General features: G+C 41.6%; 12 protein-coding genes. 7 read left to right on the top strand and 5 right to left on the bottom strand.

The window, feature by feature from the left end; all coding sequences use genetic code 11:
* From tamA to PR683_RS09695, 3 genes are read left to right on the top strand one after another with little or no spacing between them, the layout of a single operon-like run.
* On the top strand, nt 1-1,743 hold the full coding sequence (tamA, locus tag PR683_RS09705; protein WP_004907439.1) for an autotransporter assembly complex protein TamA: 1,743 nt from the start codon (nt 1-3) through the stop codon (nt 1,741-1,743).
* Entirely contained in the window at nt 1,740-5,516 is a 3,777-nt protein-coding gene (gene tamB / locus PR683_RS09700) for an autotransporter assembly complex protein TamB (RefSeq protein ID WP_272581775.1), read from the top strand. The genes tamA and tamB overlap by 4 nt, the downstream gene beginning before the upstream one ends.
* A 3-nt stretch (nt 5,517-5,519) precedes the next feature.
* On the top strand, nt 5,520-5,867 hold the full coding sequence (locus PR683_RS09695; protein WP_004907442.1) for a gamma-glutamylcyclotransferase family protein: 348 nt from the start codon (nt 5,520-5,522) through the stop codon (nt 5,865-5,867).
* Nucleotides 5,868-6,009: 142 nt separating this feature from the next.
* Here the strand turns inward: PR683_RS09695 and ppa are convergent, their stop codons facing one another.
* A complete protein-coding gene (gene ppa, locus PR683_RS09690) occupies nt 6,010-6,540 on the bottom strand; it encodes an inorganic diphosphatase (protein WP_004905951.1) in 531 nt (176 codons plus the stop codon).
* A 206-nt stretch (nt 6,541-6,746) separates the two neighbouring features.
* Nucleotides 6,747-7,754, bottom strand: a complete 1,008-nt coding sequence (gene fbp / locus PR683_RS09685) for a class 1 fructose-bisphosphatase (protein WP_272581774.1) — start codon at nt 7,752-7,754, stop codon at nt 6,747-6,749.
* 163 nt (nt 7,755-7,917) lie between these two features.
* On the opposite strand from fbp, the gene mpl reads away from it, so the two are divergent.
* Nucleotides 7,918-9,300, top strand: a complete 1,383-nt coding sequence (mpl, locus tag PR683_RS09680; RefSeq protein WP_109912127.1) for a UDP-N-acetylmuramate:L-alanyl-gamma-D-glutamyl-meso-diaminopimelate ligase — start codon at nt 7,918-7,920, stop codon at nt 9,298-9,300.
* A gap of 5 nt (nt 9,301-9,305) precedes the next feature.
* Here the strand turns inward: mpl and PR683_RS09675 are convergent, their stop codons facing one another.
* Both PR683_RS09675 and argR read right to left on the bottom strand, forming a co-directional pair.
* The gene (locus PR683_RS09675) at nt 9,306-9,758 is read right to left on the bottom strand and encodes a DUF6122 family protein (protein WP_004907447.1); all 453 of its coding nucleotides are present in this window, start codon (nt 9,756-9,758) and stop codon (nt 9,306-9,308) included.
* A gap of 87 nt (nt 9,759-9,845) precedes the next feature.
* Complete coding sequence (gene argR, locus PR683_RS09670) at nt 9,846-10,316, bottom strand: transcriptional regulator ArgR (RefSeq protein WP_004907450.1); 471 nt, start codon at nt 10,314-10,316, stop codon at nt 9,846-9,848.
* Between the two features lie 492 nt (nt 10,317-10,808).
* Between argR and mdh the strand changes: the two genes are divergently transcribed.
* Entirely contained in the window at nt 10,809-11,747 is a 939-nt protein-coding gene (mdh, locus tag PR683_RS09665) for a malate dehydrogenase (protein WP_004905937.1), read from the top strand.
* A gap of 72 nt (nt 11,748-11,819) precedes the next feature.
* Here mdh and PR683_RS09660 read toward each other — a convergent pair whose 3' ends face one another.
* A complete protein-coding gene (locus PR683_RS09660; RefSeq protein ID WP_004905935.1) occupies nt 11,820-12,794 on the bottom strand; it encodes a LysR family transcriptional regulator in 975 nt (324 codons plus the stop codon).
* Nucleotides 12,795-13,054: 260 nt separating this feature from the next.
* Here PR683_RS09660 and PR683_RS09655 point away from each other — a divergent pair, with 260 nt between their 5' ends.
* Nucleotides 13,055-14,242, top strand: coding sequence for an amino acid permease (locus PR683_RS09655; RefSeq protein WP_226537980.1), 1,188 nt, complete (start codon nt 13,055-13,057; stop codon nt 14,240-14,242).
* Nucleotides 14,243-14,267: 25 nt separating this feature from the next.
* Complete coding sequence (gene metC, locus PR683_RS09650) at nt 14,268-15,440, top strand: cystathionine beta-lyase (protein WP_196718302.1); 1,173 nt, start codon at nt 14,268-14,270, stop codon at nt 15,438-15,440.
* Nucleotides 15,441-15,483 lie beyond the last annotated feature (43 nt).

Genomic DNA, 15,483 nt, shown 5'->3' with positions numbered 1-15,483 from the left:
GTGTCGAAATACCCTCTAATTTGTTTTCTCTGCCTAACTGCGGCAGTGCCAGTGGTACACGCAGCTAATCTTCGTCTTAATATTGAAGGCCTTGAAGGACAACTTAATCAAAACGTTCGTGTACAACTGTCTAATATATCGCAAGATGAAGTTGTGCCAAACGGTCGTTTTCGAGCCCGTGTTGAGAAAGCAATTAAAGAAGGTTTAAAGCCTTTAGGCTATTACCAACCCACGGTTGAATTTAGCTATGAAGAAAAAACACCGCCTGCTCGTTCTGTTTTAACCGCCAAAGTCACTCCTGGGGAACCTATTTTATTAAAAGGGGTGAATGTTGAATTGCAAGGTGGCGCTAAAACGGACCCTGACTATGAAAAGATGCTCAAACAATATACGCCAAAGCTCGATACAGTTCAAAATGATGGTGAATACGAAGAATTTAAAGGGCGCTTTAGCAGTTTAGCCGTTCGCAAAGGTTATTTTGATGCGATGATGGAGAAAAGCCAACTGGGTATTTCTCTTGACCACCATGCGGCTTATTGGGATTTTGATTTTAACAGTGGCGAACGTTATCGGTTTGGCGCCATTTCTTATTCAGGCTCACAAATCCGTGAAGATTATCTGAACAACCTTGCGCCTTTCAAAAAAGGGGAATACTACACATCAGAGCAACTTGCTGAATTTAACCGCCGATTAGCTGAAACAGGGTGGTTCTCTTCTGCGATTGTGACTCCGCGTATCGTGAGTGCCCGAAAAGATAACTCCTATGAATTACCGATGGAAGCGGTGATGACGCCTAGAGCCAAAAATTTTATTGAGCTCGGTGGGGGTTATGCAACAGATGTAGGCCCTCGCGTTAAAACGACATGGAATAAGCCTTGGATTAACTCTCGTGGGCAGAGTTTAACGTCAAATATTAGTTTATCCCAACCAGAACAATTAATAGATGCAAGCTATAAAATTCCATTAAAAGCGAACCCACTTGAGCAATATTATGCGGTTCAAGGGGGCTTTAAACGGACAGATTTAAATGATACGCAAGCGAATACAACAACCTTGAATGTGTCTCGTAACTGGGATTATTCATCCGGTTGGCAATATGGTGTGAATATGCGTTGGATGCTGAGTAACTTTACCCAAGCCAACGTGACGAATACGACGATGTTGCTGTATCCCGGGGCCTATGTGAGCCGAATTCGCCAACGTGGAGGTGTGATGCCAACATGGGGGGATAGCCAACGTTACTCTATTGATTACTCGAATAAAATTTGGGGTTCAGACATCGATTTTGCGGTACTACAAGCTAAAAATGTGTGGATCAGAACGCCATGGGAAGGTCATCGCTTTATTGTTCGTGGAAATATCGGTTGGATTGAAACCAATGATTTCGATAAGGTTCCACCGGACTTACGCTTCTTTGCGGGGGGTGATGGCAGTGTGCGTGGATATGGCTATCAAAAAATCTCTCCAGAAGATAGTAAAGGTAAGCTGACAGGGGCATCAAAATTGGCTGTAGGCTCTGTGGAATACCAATATAACTTTACTGGGAATTGGTGGGGTGCGACCTTTATTGATAGTGGTGAAGCCGTTGATAATTTTAAGGATAATGATTTTAAAACGGGGGCGGGAGTCGGTATCCGTTGGGTCTCACCGGTTGGGCCAATAAAATTAGATTTAGCCAAACCTATTGGCGATCCAGATAACAACAAAATACAGTTTTATATCGGCTTGGGGACTGAGCTATGAGGTGGTTGAAGTGGCTAAAATGGACCAGTCTTTCCATTTTATTAATTCTTGTTCTGGTTGTTGCCGCACTCAGTTGGGTGATTGGAACGCAATCAGGTCTTCACTTTGCATTAAATACAGCGACACGTTTTGTTCCTGAATTAACCATTGATAAAATTGACGGTGATATTAGTGACTTAACGCTAAGTGGCGTTAAATATCAAATGCCAGGCGTTGATGTTAATGTAGGGAAATTAAATTTAGCGGTACGTCTAGGTTGTTTAACAAGCCGTGAGCTATGTGTCGACAACTTAGGCACGGAAAATGTCACTGTGACTGTCGATACCACCCAATTCCCCCCTTCAGAAGAAACGCCACCATCTGAACCACTGACTGAACTCAAGGCACCTTTGACCATTCGTTTGAATCAATTGGCTTTGGTTTCAACTCACGTCAATGTGGATGGCATGGACATCGATTTAGCGAAATTTACCACAGGGGTAACGTGGGAAGGGAAAGCGATCACGATCATTCCAACTGATATCATTGATTTAGCGATTAATTTACCTGAAACCAAATCAGATGCCGTCGTTGAAGAGAAACAGCCAGACCCAACTCCGATTAATGAACAAAAATCATTGGCAGACGAATTAAAAGCACTATTTTCTAAACCGTTACTTGCTGAATTACCAGAAGTTATCTTACCGATTGATTTAAATGTTAATGGCATTAATGCTTCGAATTTTCAGTTAACGGGGGCGGCTGATCTTAAAATTAACCAATTGCACCTGAGTTTTTCAAATGAAGGACAACAAGTCCTCGTTAAACAGTTAAAAGTCGATGCACCGCAGGGGAATATTGCGTTATCTGGCTCGGCAACCTTGCAAGATAAATGGCCAGTCTCATTATCAGTCGTGGGGGAAAGCCGTTTAGAAGATTTAAATGGGCAAAAAATAGACCTCTCCTTAAAAGGTGGTTTGATTGATGAGCTAAAATTAGCCTTGAACTTACATGGGCCAATTAATGCAAAATTAGATGCAGAAACGGATTTGTCCCAAGTAGACTTGCCGATTTTACTCACACTAGAAAGTGATAAGTTAACGTGGCCGTTAGTGGGGGAAGCACAATACCAACTCGATGGGACACGTCTGCGCCTAAATGGCCGCCCATCCGCTTATGACATGTCTGTACGTTCAGCTATCACTGGGCAGGATTTACCACCTTCGACCTTGCTATTAGATGCGAAAGGTAATGAAGAGCAAATTAATTTAACTCGCTTACGTTTAGCTGCTTTGCAAGGTCATGCTGATATTACTGGCGTTGCGGACTGGAGCAAGGCAATTAGTTGGAATGCAGTATTGACCCTTTCAGGTATTAATACTGCCAAACAGTACCCTGAATGGCCTGCTAAAGTGGAAGGTAAAATTGCCACGCGCGGAAGTTTATACGGCGGTAGTTGGCAGTTGGATATTCCTGAAATTGTTTTAGACGGCAATGTTAAAAATAACCTCTTAAAAGCACGCGGTAAAGCCAAAGGTAACGCAGCTGGTCAATGGGATATTCCAAACTTTAATTTGGCACTGGGTAAAAACCATGTCGATGTAAAAGGCTCTCTTGCCGATAAATGGAACCTTGATGTCAAAATTAATGCCCCTGCTCTCAATGGCTTGCTACCCGGCTTAGGGGGAGTGATTGCCGGTGATGTGAAATTGCGTGGTAATTTACAGACACCAGAAGCCCTTGTTGACCTTACGGCACGCGGCGTGAAGTGGCAGGATGACCTTGCTATCGAGAATGTTGTTATCAAAGGAAATGTAGCAACAGGCGAGCAAATTAAAGGGGATTTATCCGTTGTTCTTCGTCAGTTGAAGCAAGGTGATCTTGTCGTCAATAACCTAACTTTAGACGCGAAAGGAAGTGAAAAACAGCACACGCTCAAGTTGAACATGAAGGGCGAACCGGTTTCTGGGCAATTAGCATTAGCAGGTAGTTTTGACCGGCAGACTGAAGTGTGGAAAGGGAATTTAACCAATACCTTATTTGATACGGTGGTGGGTGAATGGCGCTTAAACCAAGCGATGTCACTCAATTATGCTAACCAAACTCAAGAAGTGACTATCGGCAGCCATTGTTGGGTTAACCCGAATGCCCGTTTGTGTGTACCAAAACCGATTAAAGCAGGTAAAAGTGGTAGCGCAGATATCGTGCTAGAACGTTTTGACCTCGCGATGATCAAACCGTTTATGCCACAAGATACTCGAGTCAGCGGCGTATTTACGGGTAAAGCCAATGCGATTTGGAAAGCAGATGGCAGTATGCCGCAAGTGAAGTTGGACTTGCGAGGAAATGATGTCAAAGCGGTTCAGTTTGTGGATGGCACTCGTTTACCTGTTGCTTTTGATACCTTAACGTTAAGCGCGGGCTTGAAAAATGGCAAGGCAGACCTTAACTGGTTGTTTGGGCTAACGAATAATGGCCAAATGCGCGGCAATATTCAAATTTCTGATATTGAAAAGCGCCGCTTACTGTCGGGTAATGTTGAAATCAATTCAGTGACATTAGATTTAATCAAGCCGTTGCTGGGCCAGAAGGAAGTGGCGAATGGGCGCTTGAGTGCGAACTTACGTTTAGGTGGGTCAGCGAATAACCCATTATTAAATGGTAATTTAGCGCTTTCGAGCTTAGAAGTGAGATCGGCAATGATCCCGTTTGATATCAAAAGTGGTCATTTAGGTATTAATTTCAACGGCACAAGCTCAGTAATGAATGGTCAGATAAACACGCCAGAAGGCTATCTGAACATTGATGGTGATGCAGATTGGCGCAATGTTAATGCATGGCGTGCAAAAGTCATGGCACGAGGTAATAACCTTCGAGTTTCTTTACCGCCGATGATCCAAATTGATGTTCAACCGGACATTGTATTTGATGCATCACCTTCGGTACTCACGCTAAACGGTACCGTCAATATTCCGTGGGCACGAATTACTGTTCAAGAACTCCCTGAGTCGGCGGTAAGCCCATCATCGGATGTGGTGATGCTAGATAGCAACCTGCAGCCAATTGAACAAAAAGCGCCGTCCATTCCTATTCAGACCAATTTAGATATTAAAATTGGTAATGATGTTCGATTGGATGCGTTTGGCTTAAAAGCGCGCCTGACGGGTTTATTGAAAGTGGTTCAGAATATCCATGGCTTGCACATCAATGGCCAAGTGGATATTCCAGCCGGTCGTTTCCGTGCTTATGGGCAAGATTTGATTGTCCGTAAAGGCCAAATTCAATTCTCAGGCCCTGCGGACCAACCATTCTTAAACTTAGAAGCCATTCGTAACCCAGACAACACGGCAGATGGCGTGATTGCTGGGGTGAAGGTCACAGGGCTTGCGGATAAACCGAAAGTAGAAATATTCTCTGAACCGGCGAAAACACAACAAGAAGCGCTGTCTTATTTATTAAGAGGAGAGGGCTTAGATAGTGGAGACGCAAATGGTTCACAAATGACATCTATGTTAATAGGCTTAGGTGTAGCACAAAGTGGGCAACTCGTGGGTAAAATAGGTGAGACATTTGGAGTCTCTGATTTAGCCGTCGATACCCAAGGTGTGGGGGATGGTTCTCAAGTCGTTGTAAGTGGTAAGATCACTAATGATTTACAAGTGAAGTATGGAGTTGGTATCTTTGACTCATTGGCGACGTTAACTTTACGTTATCGGTTGATGCCAAAACTGTATTTAGAAGCTGTGTCTGGTGTTAATCAGGCATTGGATCTCCTCTACCAATTTGAGTTTTAGATTATGCGTGTAATTGTTTATGGCAGCTTAAGACAAAAGCAAGGAAATCATCACTGGATGACTTATGCTCAGCTACTCGGTGAGCATAAGCTAGAAGGCTATGAACTGTATGATCTTGGATATTATCCTGCGGTTGTCAAAGGAGATGGGGCAATAGAGTGCGAGGTTTATCGAATCAACCCGTCCATTTTGACAGAGTTAGATGAGTTAAAGAAAAACTCTCAAGACTATGTGAGGGAGCTCATCCCAACGCCGTATGGCAACGCTTGGATTTATCTGTATAAACATTCTGTTGATGGTCTACGCCAAATAAAAAGTGGCGATTGGCTGAAACGTGATGAAGAAGTATAACGGCTCAATAACCACTATCGAGTCGTAAAAATATAAAACGCCAGCATTATTGCTGGCGTTTTTTATCAACGAATTGGCTTGTTAGGGCCCATAAAAAAGCTCTGGTATTAACCAGAGCTTTCATAATGTTCCGAGAGGGAGATTATTTTTTTGCAGCGCGTTCGAAAGATTCGATGATCTCTGCTTTTGCAGACGCAGCATCTTCCCAACCATCAACTTTAACCCACTTACCTTTTTCTAAGTCTTTGTAATGTTCAAAGAAGTGAGTAATTTGAGCACGCAGTAATTCTGGCAGGTCGTTCACATCTTTAATGTGATCGTACTCTTTGCTTAATTTAGTGTGCGGAACAGCAACTAATTTTGCATCTTCACCAGATTCGTCAGTCATTTTCAGTACGCCAACAGGGCGGCAACGAATGACTGAGCCTGGTTGTAATGGGTATGGTGTTGGGACTAATACATCAACTGGGTCGCCATCTAGAGACAGGGTGTTGTTGATGTAACCATAGTTGCATGGATAGAACATCGCTGTTGACATGAAACGGTCTACAAACAGCGCACCAGACTCTTTATCAACTTCATATTTGATAGGATCTGCGTTCGCTGGAATTTCGATGATAACATAGATATCTTCTGGCAGATCTTTACCTGCCGGTACATTGTTCAGGCCCATTTAAATGTATCCTTTGTGTGAATAATGAATTTACCCTTGCTAACTTGTTGGAGGGCATCACATTTATGGCGGCCTTCAGACAAATTAAATACTCGGGTAGATAGCGTGGGGAACATTATAGCCGTAAAGAGGGGTAAAACTCACTAGTTGGTGAAAAAAAGGAACAAAAAAGGCGGGAAGCCCCGCCTTATAATTAATGAATTAGATTATTCCGTGTCAGGGAATTCACGCATAAATGATTCTGCTTTCTCTACCATCGACTCAGTTCCGACAAAGAACGGTGCGCGTTGGTGTAATTCGCTAGGCATGATATCTAAAATGCGGTTTGCTCCGTCACTGGCTTTACCACCGGCTTGCTCTGCTAAAAATGCAATTGGGTTGCATTCGTACAGAAGGCGCAGTTTTCCATTTGGATGGCTTGCGGTACTTGGGTAAATATAAATTCCCCCTTTGAGCAAGTTACGATGGAAGTCTGCAACCAAAGAACCGATATAACGAGTGGTATACGGGCGATTTGTTGCTTTATCTTCTTCTTGGCAATATTTAATGTACTTTTTAACACCCATCGGGAACTTGATATAGTTTCCTTCGTTGATGGAGTACATTTTCCCTTCGGAGGGGAACATCACTTTTTCATGAGATAAGCAGAAAACGCCCAATGATGGGTCGTAAGTAAACGCATGAACACCAAAACCAGTGGTGTAAACCAACATTGTTGATGAACCATAAACCACGTAGCCCGCAGCCACTTGGCGATTACCTGGTTGCAGGAAATCGGCTTCTGTAACCGGTTGACCAATCGGTGTAATACGATGGTAAATGGAGAAAATTGTTCCAACGGAAACGTTTACATCGATGTTCGAAGAACCATCAAGCGGGTCCATTAAAACAACATATTTTGCGTTTTCTGCACGGTCTCCTTCGAAAATGACAATTTCGTCTTCTTCTTCAGAGGCGATACCGGCGACTTCTCCGCGTGCTTTTAAAGCCGCTTTTAGTTTTTCGTTTGCATACAGGTCAAGCTTCATCTGAACTTCACCTTGAATATTCGAAACACCGTTAGTGCCAAGAATATCGACAAGTCCAGCTTTATTAATATCACGATGGATAATTTTAGCGCCCAGTTTGATAGCTGATAATAAAGAAGTCAGCTCACCTGTTGCATGAGGAAAATCTTGTTGCTTTTCGACGATGAATTCGCCTAATGTTTTCATGACGAAGGTCCTGAATAAAATTGACAGAGGTTTTGCGGGGCATTTACCCTCGCGCGGGAAGAGTTTAACTAAATAAAAAAAAGATTAATAGGTTAATGCATTTATAAACCTGTTTTTGATGGGTAGAATAGTGACCAACCTCATGCTAATTGGATGAAAAAGAATGCACATACATATTTTAGGTATATGCGGTACCTTTATGGGAAGCTTAGCAATATTGGCTCGTTCTTTAGGACATAAAGTGACGGGTTCGGATGCCAATGTATATCCACCGATGAGCACATTACTTGAAAATCAAGGAATTGAACTCATTCAAGGGTATGATCCGGCTCAGCTTGACCCAATACCGGATATGGTAGTGATTGGTAATGCAATGACGCGTGGTAACCCTTGTGTCGAAGCCGTGTTAGAAAGAGGTTTGCCGTATACATCTGGCCCACAGTGGCTTCATGACCATGTCTTACCTGAACGTTGGGTACTGGCTGTGGCGGGAACTCATGGTAAAACAACCACCGCGGGAATGCTTGCATGGATTTTAGAAGACTGTGGTTACAAGCCTGGTTTTCTAATTGGCGGTGTTCCAGGGAATTTTGATGTCTCCGCTAAGATAGGTGAAAGCCCGTTTTTTGTTATCGAAGCGGATGAGTATGACTGTGCATTCTTTGATAAACGTTCTAAATTTGTGCATTACAGCCCGAAAACCTTGGTATTGAACAACCTTGAATTCGACCATGCGGATATCTTTGAAAACCTCGAAGCGATTCAAAAACAGTTCCATCATCTTGTACGTATTGTGCCAGCCAGCGGCAAAATTTTCACACCTGACAACGACAATCATTTAAAACAAGTGATTGGAATGGGCTGCTGGAGTGAACAAGAGCTGGTGGGTGGAGAGCATGGCGGATGGCAAGCTGAGAAGCTCAGCCACGATGGCAGCCACTTTGCTGTGTACTACCAACAAGAAAAAGTTGGAGAAGTCACTTGGTCACAAGTGGGTAATCACAATATCCAAAATGCACTGATGGCGATTGCAGCGGCTCACCATGTGGGCGTTCCAGTAAAAGAAGCTTGCCTCGCTTTGAATCGTTTTATCAATGCACGCCGTCGCCTTGAGCTACGTGGTGTTGAAAATGGTGTCAGTGTTTACGATGATTTTGCACATCACCCAACTGCTATTTTAGCGACGTTAGAAGCACTTCGCAGCAAAGTTGGCGGAACTTCACGTATTCTTGCGGTGCTCGAACCTCGCTCGAATACGATGAAAATGGGTATCAATAAAAATGATATTGCACCTGCGCTAGGCCGTGCAGATGAAGTATTTCTGTTCCAACCTGCCAATATCCCTTGGATGGTCACAGACATTGCTGAAAAATGTGTCCAACCCGCGCGTTGGAGTGCAGATATTGAGGCATTCACCAATATGATTATTGAAACCGCACAGCCGGGCGATCATATTTTGGTGATGAGCAACGGTGGCTTCAGCGGTATTCATGGCAAATTACTCGCAGGTTTGAAAGCCAAATCAGAAACAGAGCAAGATGATTAATTCTATTAGCTAGCTATTTGATAACCCCAGTGATTCTTATGATTGCTGGGTTTTTTTATGTTTGGCATACCTAATGGGCGCTGTTCTATGACGAGACTTAATGTTATTGGGCTATTCATTTCTTTTTTTAAGCTTCCCATATAACAATCTAGTGAGTCAGTAAAAAGGTGGAATAAACAACCAACGGCAATGGCTTTAAGTTTCCATGATGGCATGAATAATAACACCACATAGATAACAGCAGCCCAAAAAGAATGAAGCGGGTGGAATCCGATGCCACAGCGCTCTGGGTCGAAAATCGGATCAGCCAGCAGATGATCTAAGTCGATAGCCATTGTGGCAATCATAATCAGGGCGGCTAGTTTCCAATTTTTTCGCCAAAACAGGTAACCAAAGGCAATTGGCATCAGAAAATGAAAGCCGTAGTGTATGAAGTTACGAAAAATATCAAATAGCAAAATGATGTCCCAAAATCGAATAGAAATAGATAAAAACAAAAAGAGGGAAATTCAATTTCCCTCTTTTGATGCTTAAATTAGTATGGATTAGAGCTCTTGTTCAAACAACGCTAAAATCGCTTCATATAGCTCTTTTGTGGTAAAATTGTTTGCTGGCGTTGAGAAGATAGTATCATCACCAGCAATACTACCTAAAATTCCTTCCGCTTTACCTAATGAATCTAACAAGCGTGCAATAAGCTGTGCAGCCCCTGGGCTCGTTCTGATCACGACAACAGAAGGGTTATAGTCTATATCCAAAACCAAATTTTTGAGTGGGCTGGTGGCGGTAGGAACACCGGGCTCTGTAGGTAGGCAATATACCATTTCCATTTTTGCATTACGGGTGCGAACAGCACCAAATTTAGTTAGCATCCTGGAAATTTTTGATTGGTTAATATTTTCGAAGCCTTCTTCTTGCAAAGCCGTGACGATCTCAGCTTGCGAGCTAAATTTTTCTTCTTTAAGTAGGGCTTTAAAAGCCTTAACCAAGTCTTCTTGTTTAGACGGAGTGCGCATAATTAACCCATTCTTTTGCATTGAACTAAGTTGTATTATCCGTAAAAGTGCATTTTTATGCAACAAAATTGCGTTATGATGATTTTATAACCAGTAATCACTTGAAGTTAGGTAAGCGCGTTTTGAGTTGATAGTCAGAAGTATTTATTTATCGTAAATTATGGAAATGAAAAATTAGCATGATAGAACAATGAATTTTTCAGATATTCGTTGTAAATTTATTGTTAATAAAAATGTTTTTGATTGAATAATATACACTAAAAACAACTTATTGTGCGAAATGCAATAGCTAGAAAAACTATTTGTTAAAAAAGTGCCCGTTATCTCATTAACAGATAAGGAATTTGTTTAGAATACTGGCAATTATTAAACAAGTTCTCTTGCGTTAAACTCTCTCTCTATCTGTTAACAAATTGTTTTTTATACGTAATGTGTTAAGTGTATAACAAATAAAGTGATATCTTTTTAAAGTACAAATTAAGGAGTTTCAGAATGAAAGTTGCAGTCCTAGGTGCAGCAGGTGGTATCGGTCAGGCTCTCGCCCTTCTTCTCAAAAACCAGCTCCCAGCAGGTTCAGAACTCTCCCTCTACGACATCGCACCAGTCACTCCAGGTGTTGCTGCTGACTTAAGCCATATCCCTACTGATGTTAAAGTGACAGGTTTTGCTGGCGAAGATGCAAAACCTGCATTGAAAGGTGCTGACATTGTCCTTATTTCTGCGGGTGTTGCTCGTAAACCAGGTATGGACCGTTCTGACTTATTTAACATCAATGCGGGTATTGTCCGTAACCTGATCCAACAAATTGCTGAAACTTGCCCTAAAGCATTGATTGGTATTATCACTAACCCAGTGAATACCACCGTTGCTATCGCTGCAGAAGTCCTGAAAAAAGCAGGCGTCTATGATAAAAACCGTTTATTCGGTGTGACGACATTAGATATCATTCGTTCTAATACGTTTGTTGCTGAATTAAAAGGCAAAAATGTTAATGATCTTGAAGTGCCTGTGATCGGCGGCCACTCTGGTGTGACCATTCTGCCTCTGTTATCTCAAATTGAAGGTGTTAGCTTCACTGACGAGGAAGTTGCTGCGTTAACTAAACGTATTCAAAATGCAGGTACAGAAGTCGTTGAAGCGAAAGCGGGTGGCGGGTCTGCAACTTTATCTATGGGCCAAGCAGCTGCACGTTTAGGTTTATCTTTAATTCGTGGTCTCCAAGGCGAAAGCAATGTGGTTGAATGTGTTTACACCGAAGGTGATGGTGAACATGCTCGCTTCTTCGCACAACCTGTTGTTTTAGGCAAAAACGGTATCGAAAAGCATTTACCAATCGGTAAATTAAGTGCATTTGAAGAAAAAGCACTGAAAGATATGCTAGATGTATTAAAAGCAGATATCGAATTAGGTGAAAAATTCATTAATGGCTAATGCCAATTAATTTTTCCTAATAGTAAAAGGTTGAGTTTCGTTTTGAACTCAACCTTTTTTATTGGTAAGTCATCATGAAGCATGCTGCCGCATCCAATGGTCCCAATGCGGATCTGATGGTATTTTCTCTACTAAAAAATCAATAAATGTCCTGATTTTAGGTGAGTGAGTGTGGGCTGGGTGGTATAAGGCATATAGGGCAAATGGAGTGGATTTAGGGTCATAATCCAATAAAACAGGGAGCAATTCCCCATTTTCAATATAATTGCCTAGCATATAAGTTGGTAAACAAACGATACCTTGATGGCAGCGAGCCGCCTCTAATAACCCTAAGCTACTATTTACCTCAATCATATTATTAATTTCTAGAGGATATGCGCTACCGTCTTTATCTGTCATGCGCCAAGTGTCAGGAATATTTGGGTTAATTAAACAATTGTGTGATGCAATATCGGCAGGAGATTGAGGAATACCATATCGTTCGAAATAAGTACGGCTCCCACAGTATACCCAATTAATATTACAAATTTTTCGTAACGCAAAGTTTTCGGGGGGATGGCTGGTAATTCGTAACGCAATATCAAAATCGACTTCATTTAAATTAATGAGCTCATCATTAAGGTCAACAGACAAACTCACTTTCGGATTGGTTTCTCGGTATTCACTGTATATTTGCATTAAATGACAGACTCCAAATGCAATAGAACAGGTAATTTTTAATTGCCCTTGAGCATGTTGATAGAAGCTGGCGGTATTGACCAATGAGTCATCGAGATCGGCCAATAAGTTTTGCGATCGTTGCAATAAATAGCGCCCTGCATCCGTTAAAATAAAATTTCGCGTTGTGCGCTTTAGGAGTACAACCCCCAACTGATCTTCGAGTTGTTGAAGACCTCGACTAACTGACGATGGTGTTACATTCAGCTTCTTGGCGGCAAGGCTGAAGCTATTGCACTCGACGATTTTAATGAATAACTCTAAATGCCGAAAAATCGCGTAGCTGTCAATTTTTGCTTTAAACGCAAAAGTGTTTTTATTTATTAGCATTGTCATGCCCTATTAAACCCGTTTATTCCAGCATACTATAATTGTGAATTTATCGCAGTTTACTCATGCCACACCAGTTTTAAAAAGAAACCTAGTTCCTACACAATAATGTTGTTCCTAACTTTTTTAATAATTAAATCTATAACGTTGAGGAATAGACTATGTCTAATAGTATTCAGGCAAGTGCAGATAATCCGATTAATACGAAAAAGATCCCCTTTACAAAATATGATGTTGGTTGGGTTATTTTGTGCATTGGCATGGCAATTGGTTCAGGAATTGTTTTTATGCCTGTGCAAATTGGTATCAAAGGTATTTGGGTCTTTATTGCAGCGACAATGTTTTCTTATCCAGCAATTTATTGGCTACAAAATTTATATCTAAGAACATTATCAGAATCTGAAGAATGTAATGATTACGCGAGTGTTATTACACAATATTTGGGGAAAAACTGGGGGATAGCATTAGGAATTGCCTATTTCTTGATGTTATTGCACGGGATGTTTTCTTACTCGCTGGCGGTCACCTTCGATAGCGCTTCCTACATTAAAACGTTTGGATTAACGGAAGGGCTATTATCTGATTCTGTTTGGTATGGGCTGATTATTATTTCGGTATTAGTCGCCATTGCTGCACAAGGGGAGCGGTTACTGTTTAAAGTCTCTGGTCCAATGGTTATTGTAAAATTTGGCATTATCGTACTGCTTGGTATAGTGATGGTGCCATATTGGAATTTTGCGAATATCACGGCTTTTCCTGATTTTCTCCCATTTATGCGGGATGTTTTTTTAACACTCCCATTTACCCTATTTTCTATATTATTTGTGCAAATATTGAGTCCTATGAATATTGCGTATCGTAAAATAGAAAGTGATAAACGCATTGCGACATACCGTGCAATACGCGCTAACCGTGTTGCATATATTATTCTCGCTGTTGCAGTCTTGTTTTTTGCTTTTTCTTTTACTTTTTCAATTAGCCATGAGCAAGCGGTATCGGCTTTTGAACAAAATATTTCAGCATTAGCGATTGCTGCGCAAGTGATACCCGGTGCCGTTGTAAAAGTAATGACCGCATTACTCAATATTTTTGCTATCTTGACGGCATTCTTAGGCATTTATTTAGGCTTCCAAGAAGCGATAAAAGGCATCGTAGTCAATTTACTGAGTCGATTTATTCCTGAAGAACGTATCAACCAAACAGTGCTACATTATGGGGTATGCTTAGGCGTTATCATTGCACTGTGGTTTTGGGTTTCAACACGGTTCTCAATTCTATTTTTTATGCAACTTGGTGGCCCATTATTTGGTATCGTTTCTTGTTTAATTCCTTGCTATCTGGTTTACAAAGTCCCTGCATTACACAAATTTAAAGGCCCAACAGTGTGGTTCATCATTTTCTTTGGTGTGTTGTTATGCCTATCTCCATTCTTTAAATTTTTCGAATAAATAATAATGTTGTTGAGAGGATCTCATGAAGAAAAAAGCGGTATCTGAATTTCATGTTGATACACAAGTTACCCAGTTAGGGAGAGACCCCGCTAAGCAAGCTGGGTTTGTAAATACCCCCATTTATCGTGGCTCAACGGTCGTATTTCCAACGGTTGATGCTTTAATTAATGATAGGGCGGAATTTAATTATGGCACAGCGGGCACGCCAACAATTAAGCAATTGGAGCAAGCTTGGTCTGCTCTTGCTGGAGCTGAAGGTACGGTGCTTTCACCATCTGGTTTAGGCGCGATTGTATTGGCATTGCTGACAACCTTGAAAACAGGTGACCATTTATTAATGCCTGATAGTGTTTATCGGCCAACACGTAAATTTTGCCATGGTTTGTTGGATAAAATGGGGATCATCACGACCTATTATGATCCGATGATTGGTGCTGATATTGAAAAACTAGTAACGCCAAATACCAGCACAATTTTTTTAGAATCCCCTGGCTCTCAAAGTTTCGAAATTCAGGATGTTCCTGCAATTGTTGAGGTTGCAAAGCGCCATAATATTGCGACGATTATTGATAATACATGGGCGACACCTCTATTTTTTAAAGCTCATGAACTGGGTTGTGATATCTCGCTGGAGGCGGGTACTAAATATTTAGGTGGCCATTCTGATTTGCTAATGGGAGTTGTCTCAGCAAACCAAGCGTGGTGGCCGAAATTACGTGAAACTTATGATTACATGGCCATGCTGCCGGGAGCAGAGGACTGTTTTCTTGCGTTACGTGGTTTGCGAACCTTACCTATTCGTTTAAAAGAAGCCCAAGAAAGAGCTTTAAATATTGCACATTGGCTGCAAGAACGCACCGAAGTGATTCGTATTTTGCACCCTGCATTTGCGGATTGCCCAGGCCATGAAATTTGGAAGCGGGATTTCACGGGTTCATCGGGGCTATTTTCCATTGTACTTGATCCTAAATATACCCAAACAGATATTGCAAGAATGCTGGATGGTTTATCAATTTTTGGTATGGGGTATTCATGGGGGGGATTTGAAAGCTTAATTATTCCATTTAACTGTGCTGAATATCGAACTGTGACTAATTGGAATCCTGGAGGGCCGACATTGCGCTTGCAGATTGGCTTAGAAAATTTAGATGATTTAAAACAAGACCTTGCTGATGGTTTCGCGCGAATGAAGTAAACAAAGCTGTTTTTATTGATTTGCCATCAAAAGATAACGCCGT

The sequence above is a fragment of the Providencia sp. PROV269 genome (assembly GCF_028477785.1).
In the GTDB taxonomy this organism is placed as follows: Bacteria; Pseudomonadota; Gammaproteobacteria; order Enterobacterales; family Enterobacteriaceae; genus Providencia; species Providencia rettgeri.
The sequence above is the reverse complement of the archived record's forward strand: the minus strand, read 5'-3'. Positions and strand labels throughout refer to the sequence as shown.

What these genes read in the sequence shown, in the direction of transcription:
- tamB (WP_272581775.1), top strand. Translation starts at nt 1,740, where the DNA reads ATGAGGTGGTTGAAGTGGCTAAAATGGACCAGTCTTTCCATTTTATTA.
- PR683_RS09695 (WP_004907442.1), top strand. Translation starts at nt 5,520, where the DNA reads ATGCGTGTAATTGTTTATGGCAGCTTAAGACAAAAGCAAGGAAATCAT.
- ppa (WP_004905951.1), bottom strand. Translation starts at nt 6,540, where the DNA reads ATGGGCCTGAACAATGTACCGGCAGGTAAAGATCTGCCAGAAGATATC.
- fbp (WP_272581774.1), bottom strand. Translation starts at nt 7,754, where the DNA reads ATGAAAACATTAGGCGAATTCATCGTCGAAAAGCAACAAGATTTTCCT.
- mpl (WP_109912127.1), top strand. Translation starts at nt 7,918, where the DNA reads ATGCACATACATATTTTAGGTATATGCGGTACCTTTATGGGAAGCTTA.
- argR (WP_004907450.1), bottom strand. Translation starts at nt 10,316, where the DNA reads ATGCGCACTCCGTCTAAACAAGAAGACTTGGTTAAGGCTTTTAAAGCC.
- mdh (WP_004905937.1), top strand. Translation starts at nt 10,809, where the DNA reads ATGAAAGTTGCAGTCCTAGGTGCAGCAGGTGGTATCGGTCAGGCTCTC.
- PR683_RS09660 (WP_004905935.1), bottom strand. Translation starts at nt 12,794, where the DNA reads ATGCTAATAAATAAAAACACTTTTGCGTTTAAAGCAAAAATTGACAGC.
- PR683_RS09655 (WP_226537980.1), top strand. Translation starts at nt 13,055, where the DNA reads ATGGCAATTGGTTCAGGAATTGTTTTTATGCCTGTGCAAATTGGTATC.
- metC (WP_196718302.1), top strand. Translation starts at nt 14,268, where the DNA reads ATGAAGAAAAAAGCGGTATCTGAATTTCATGTTGATACACAAGTTACC.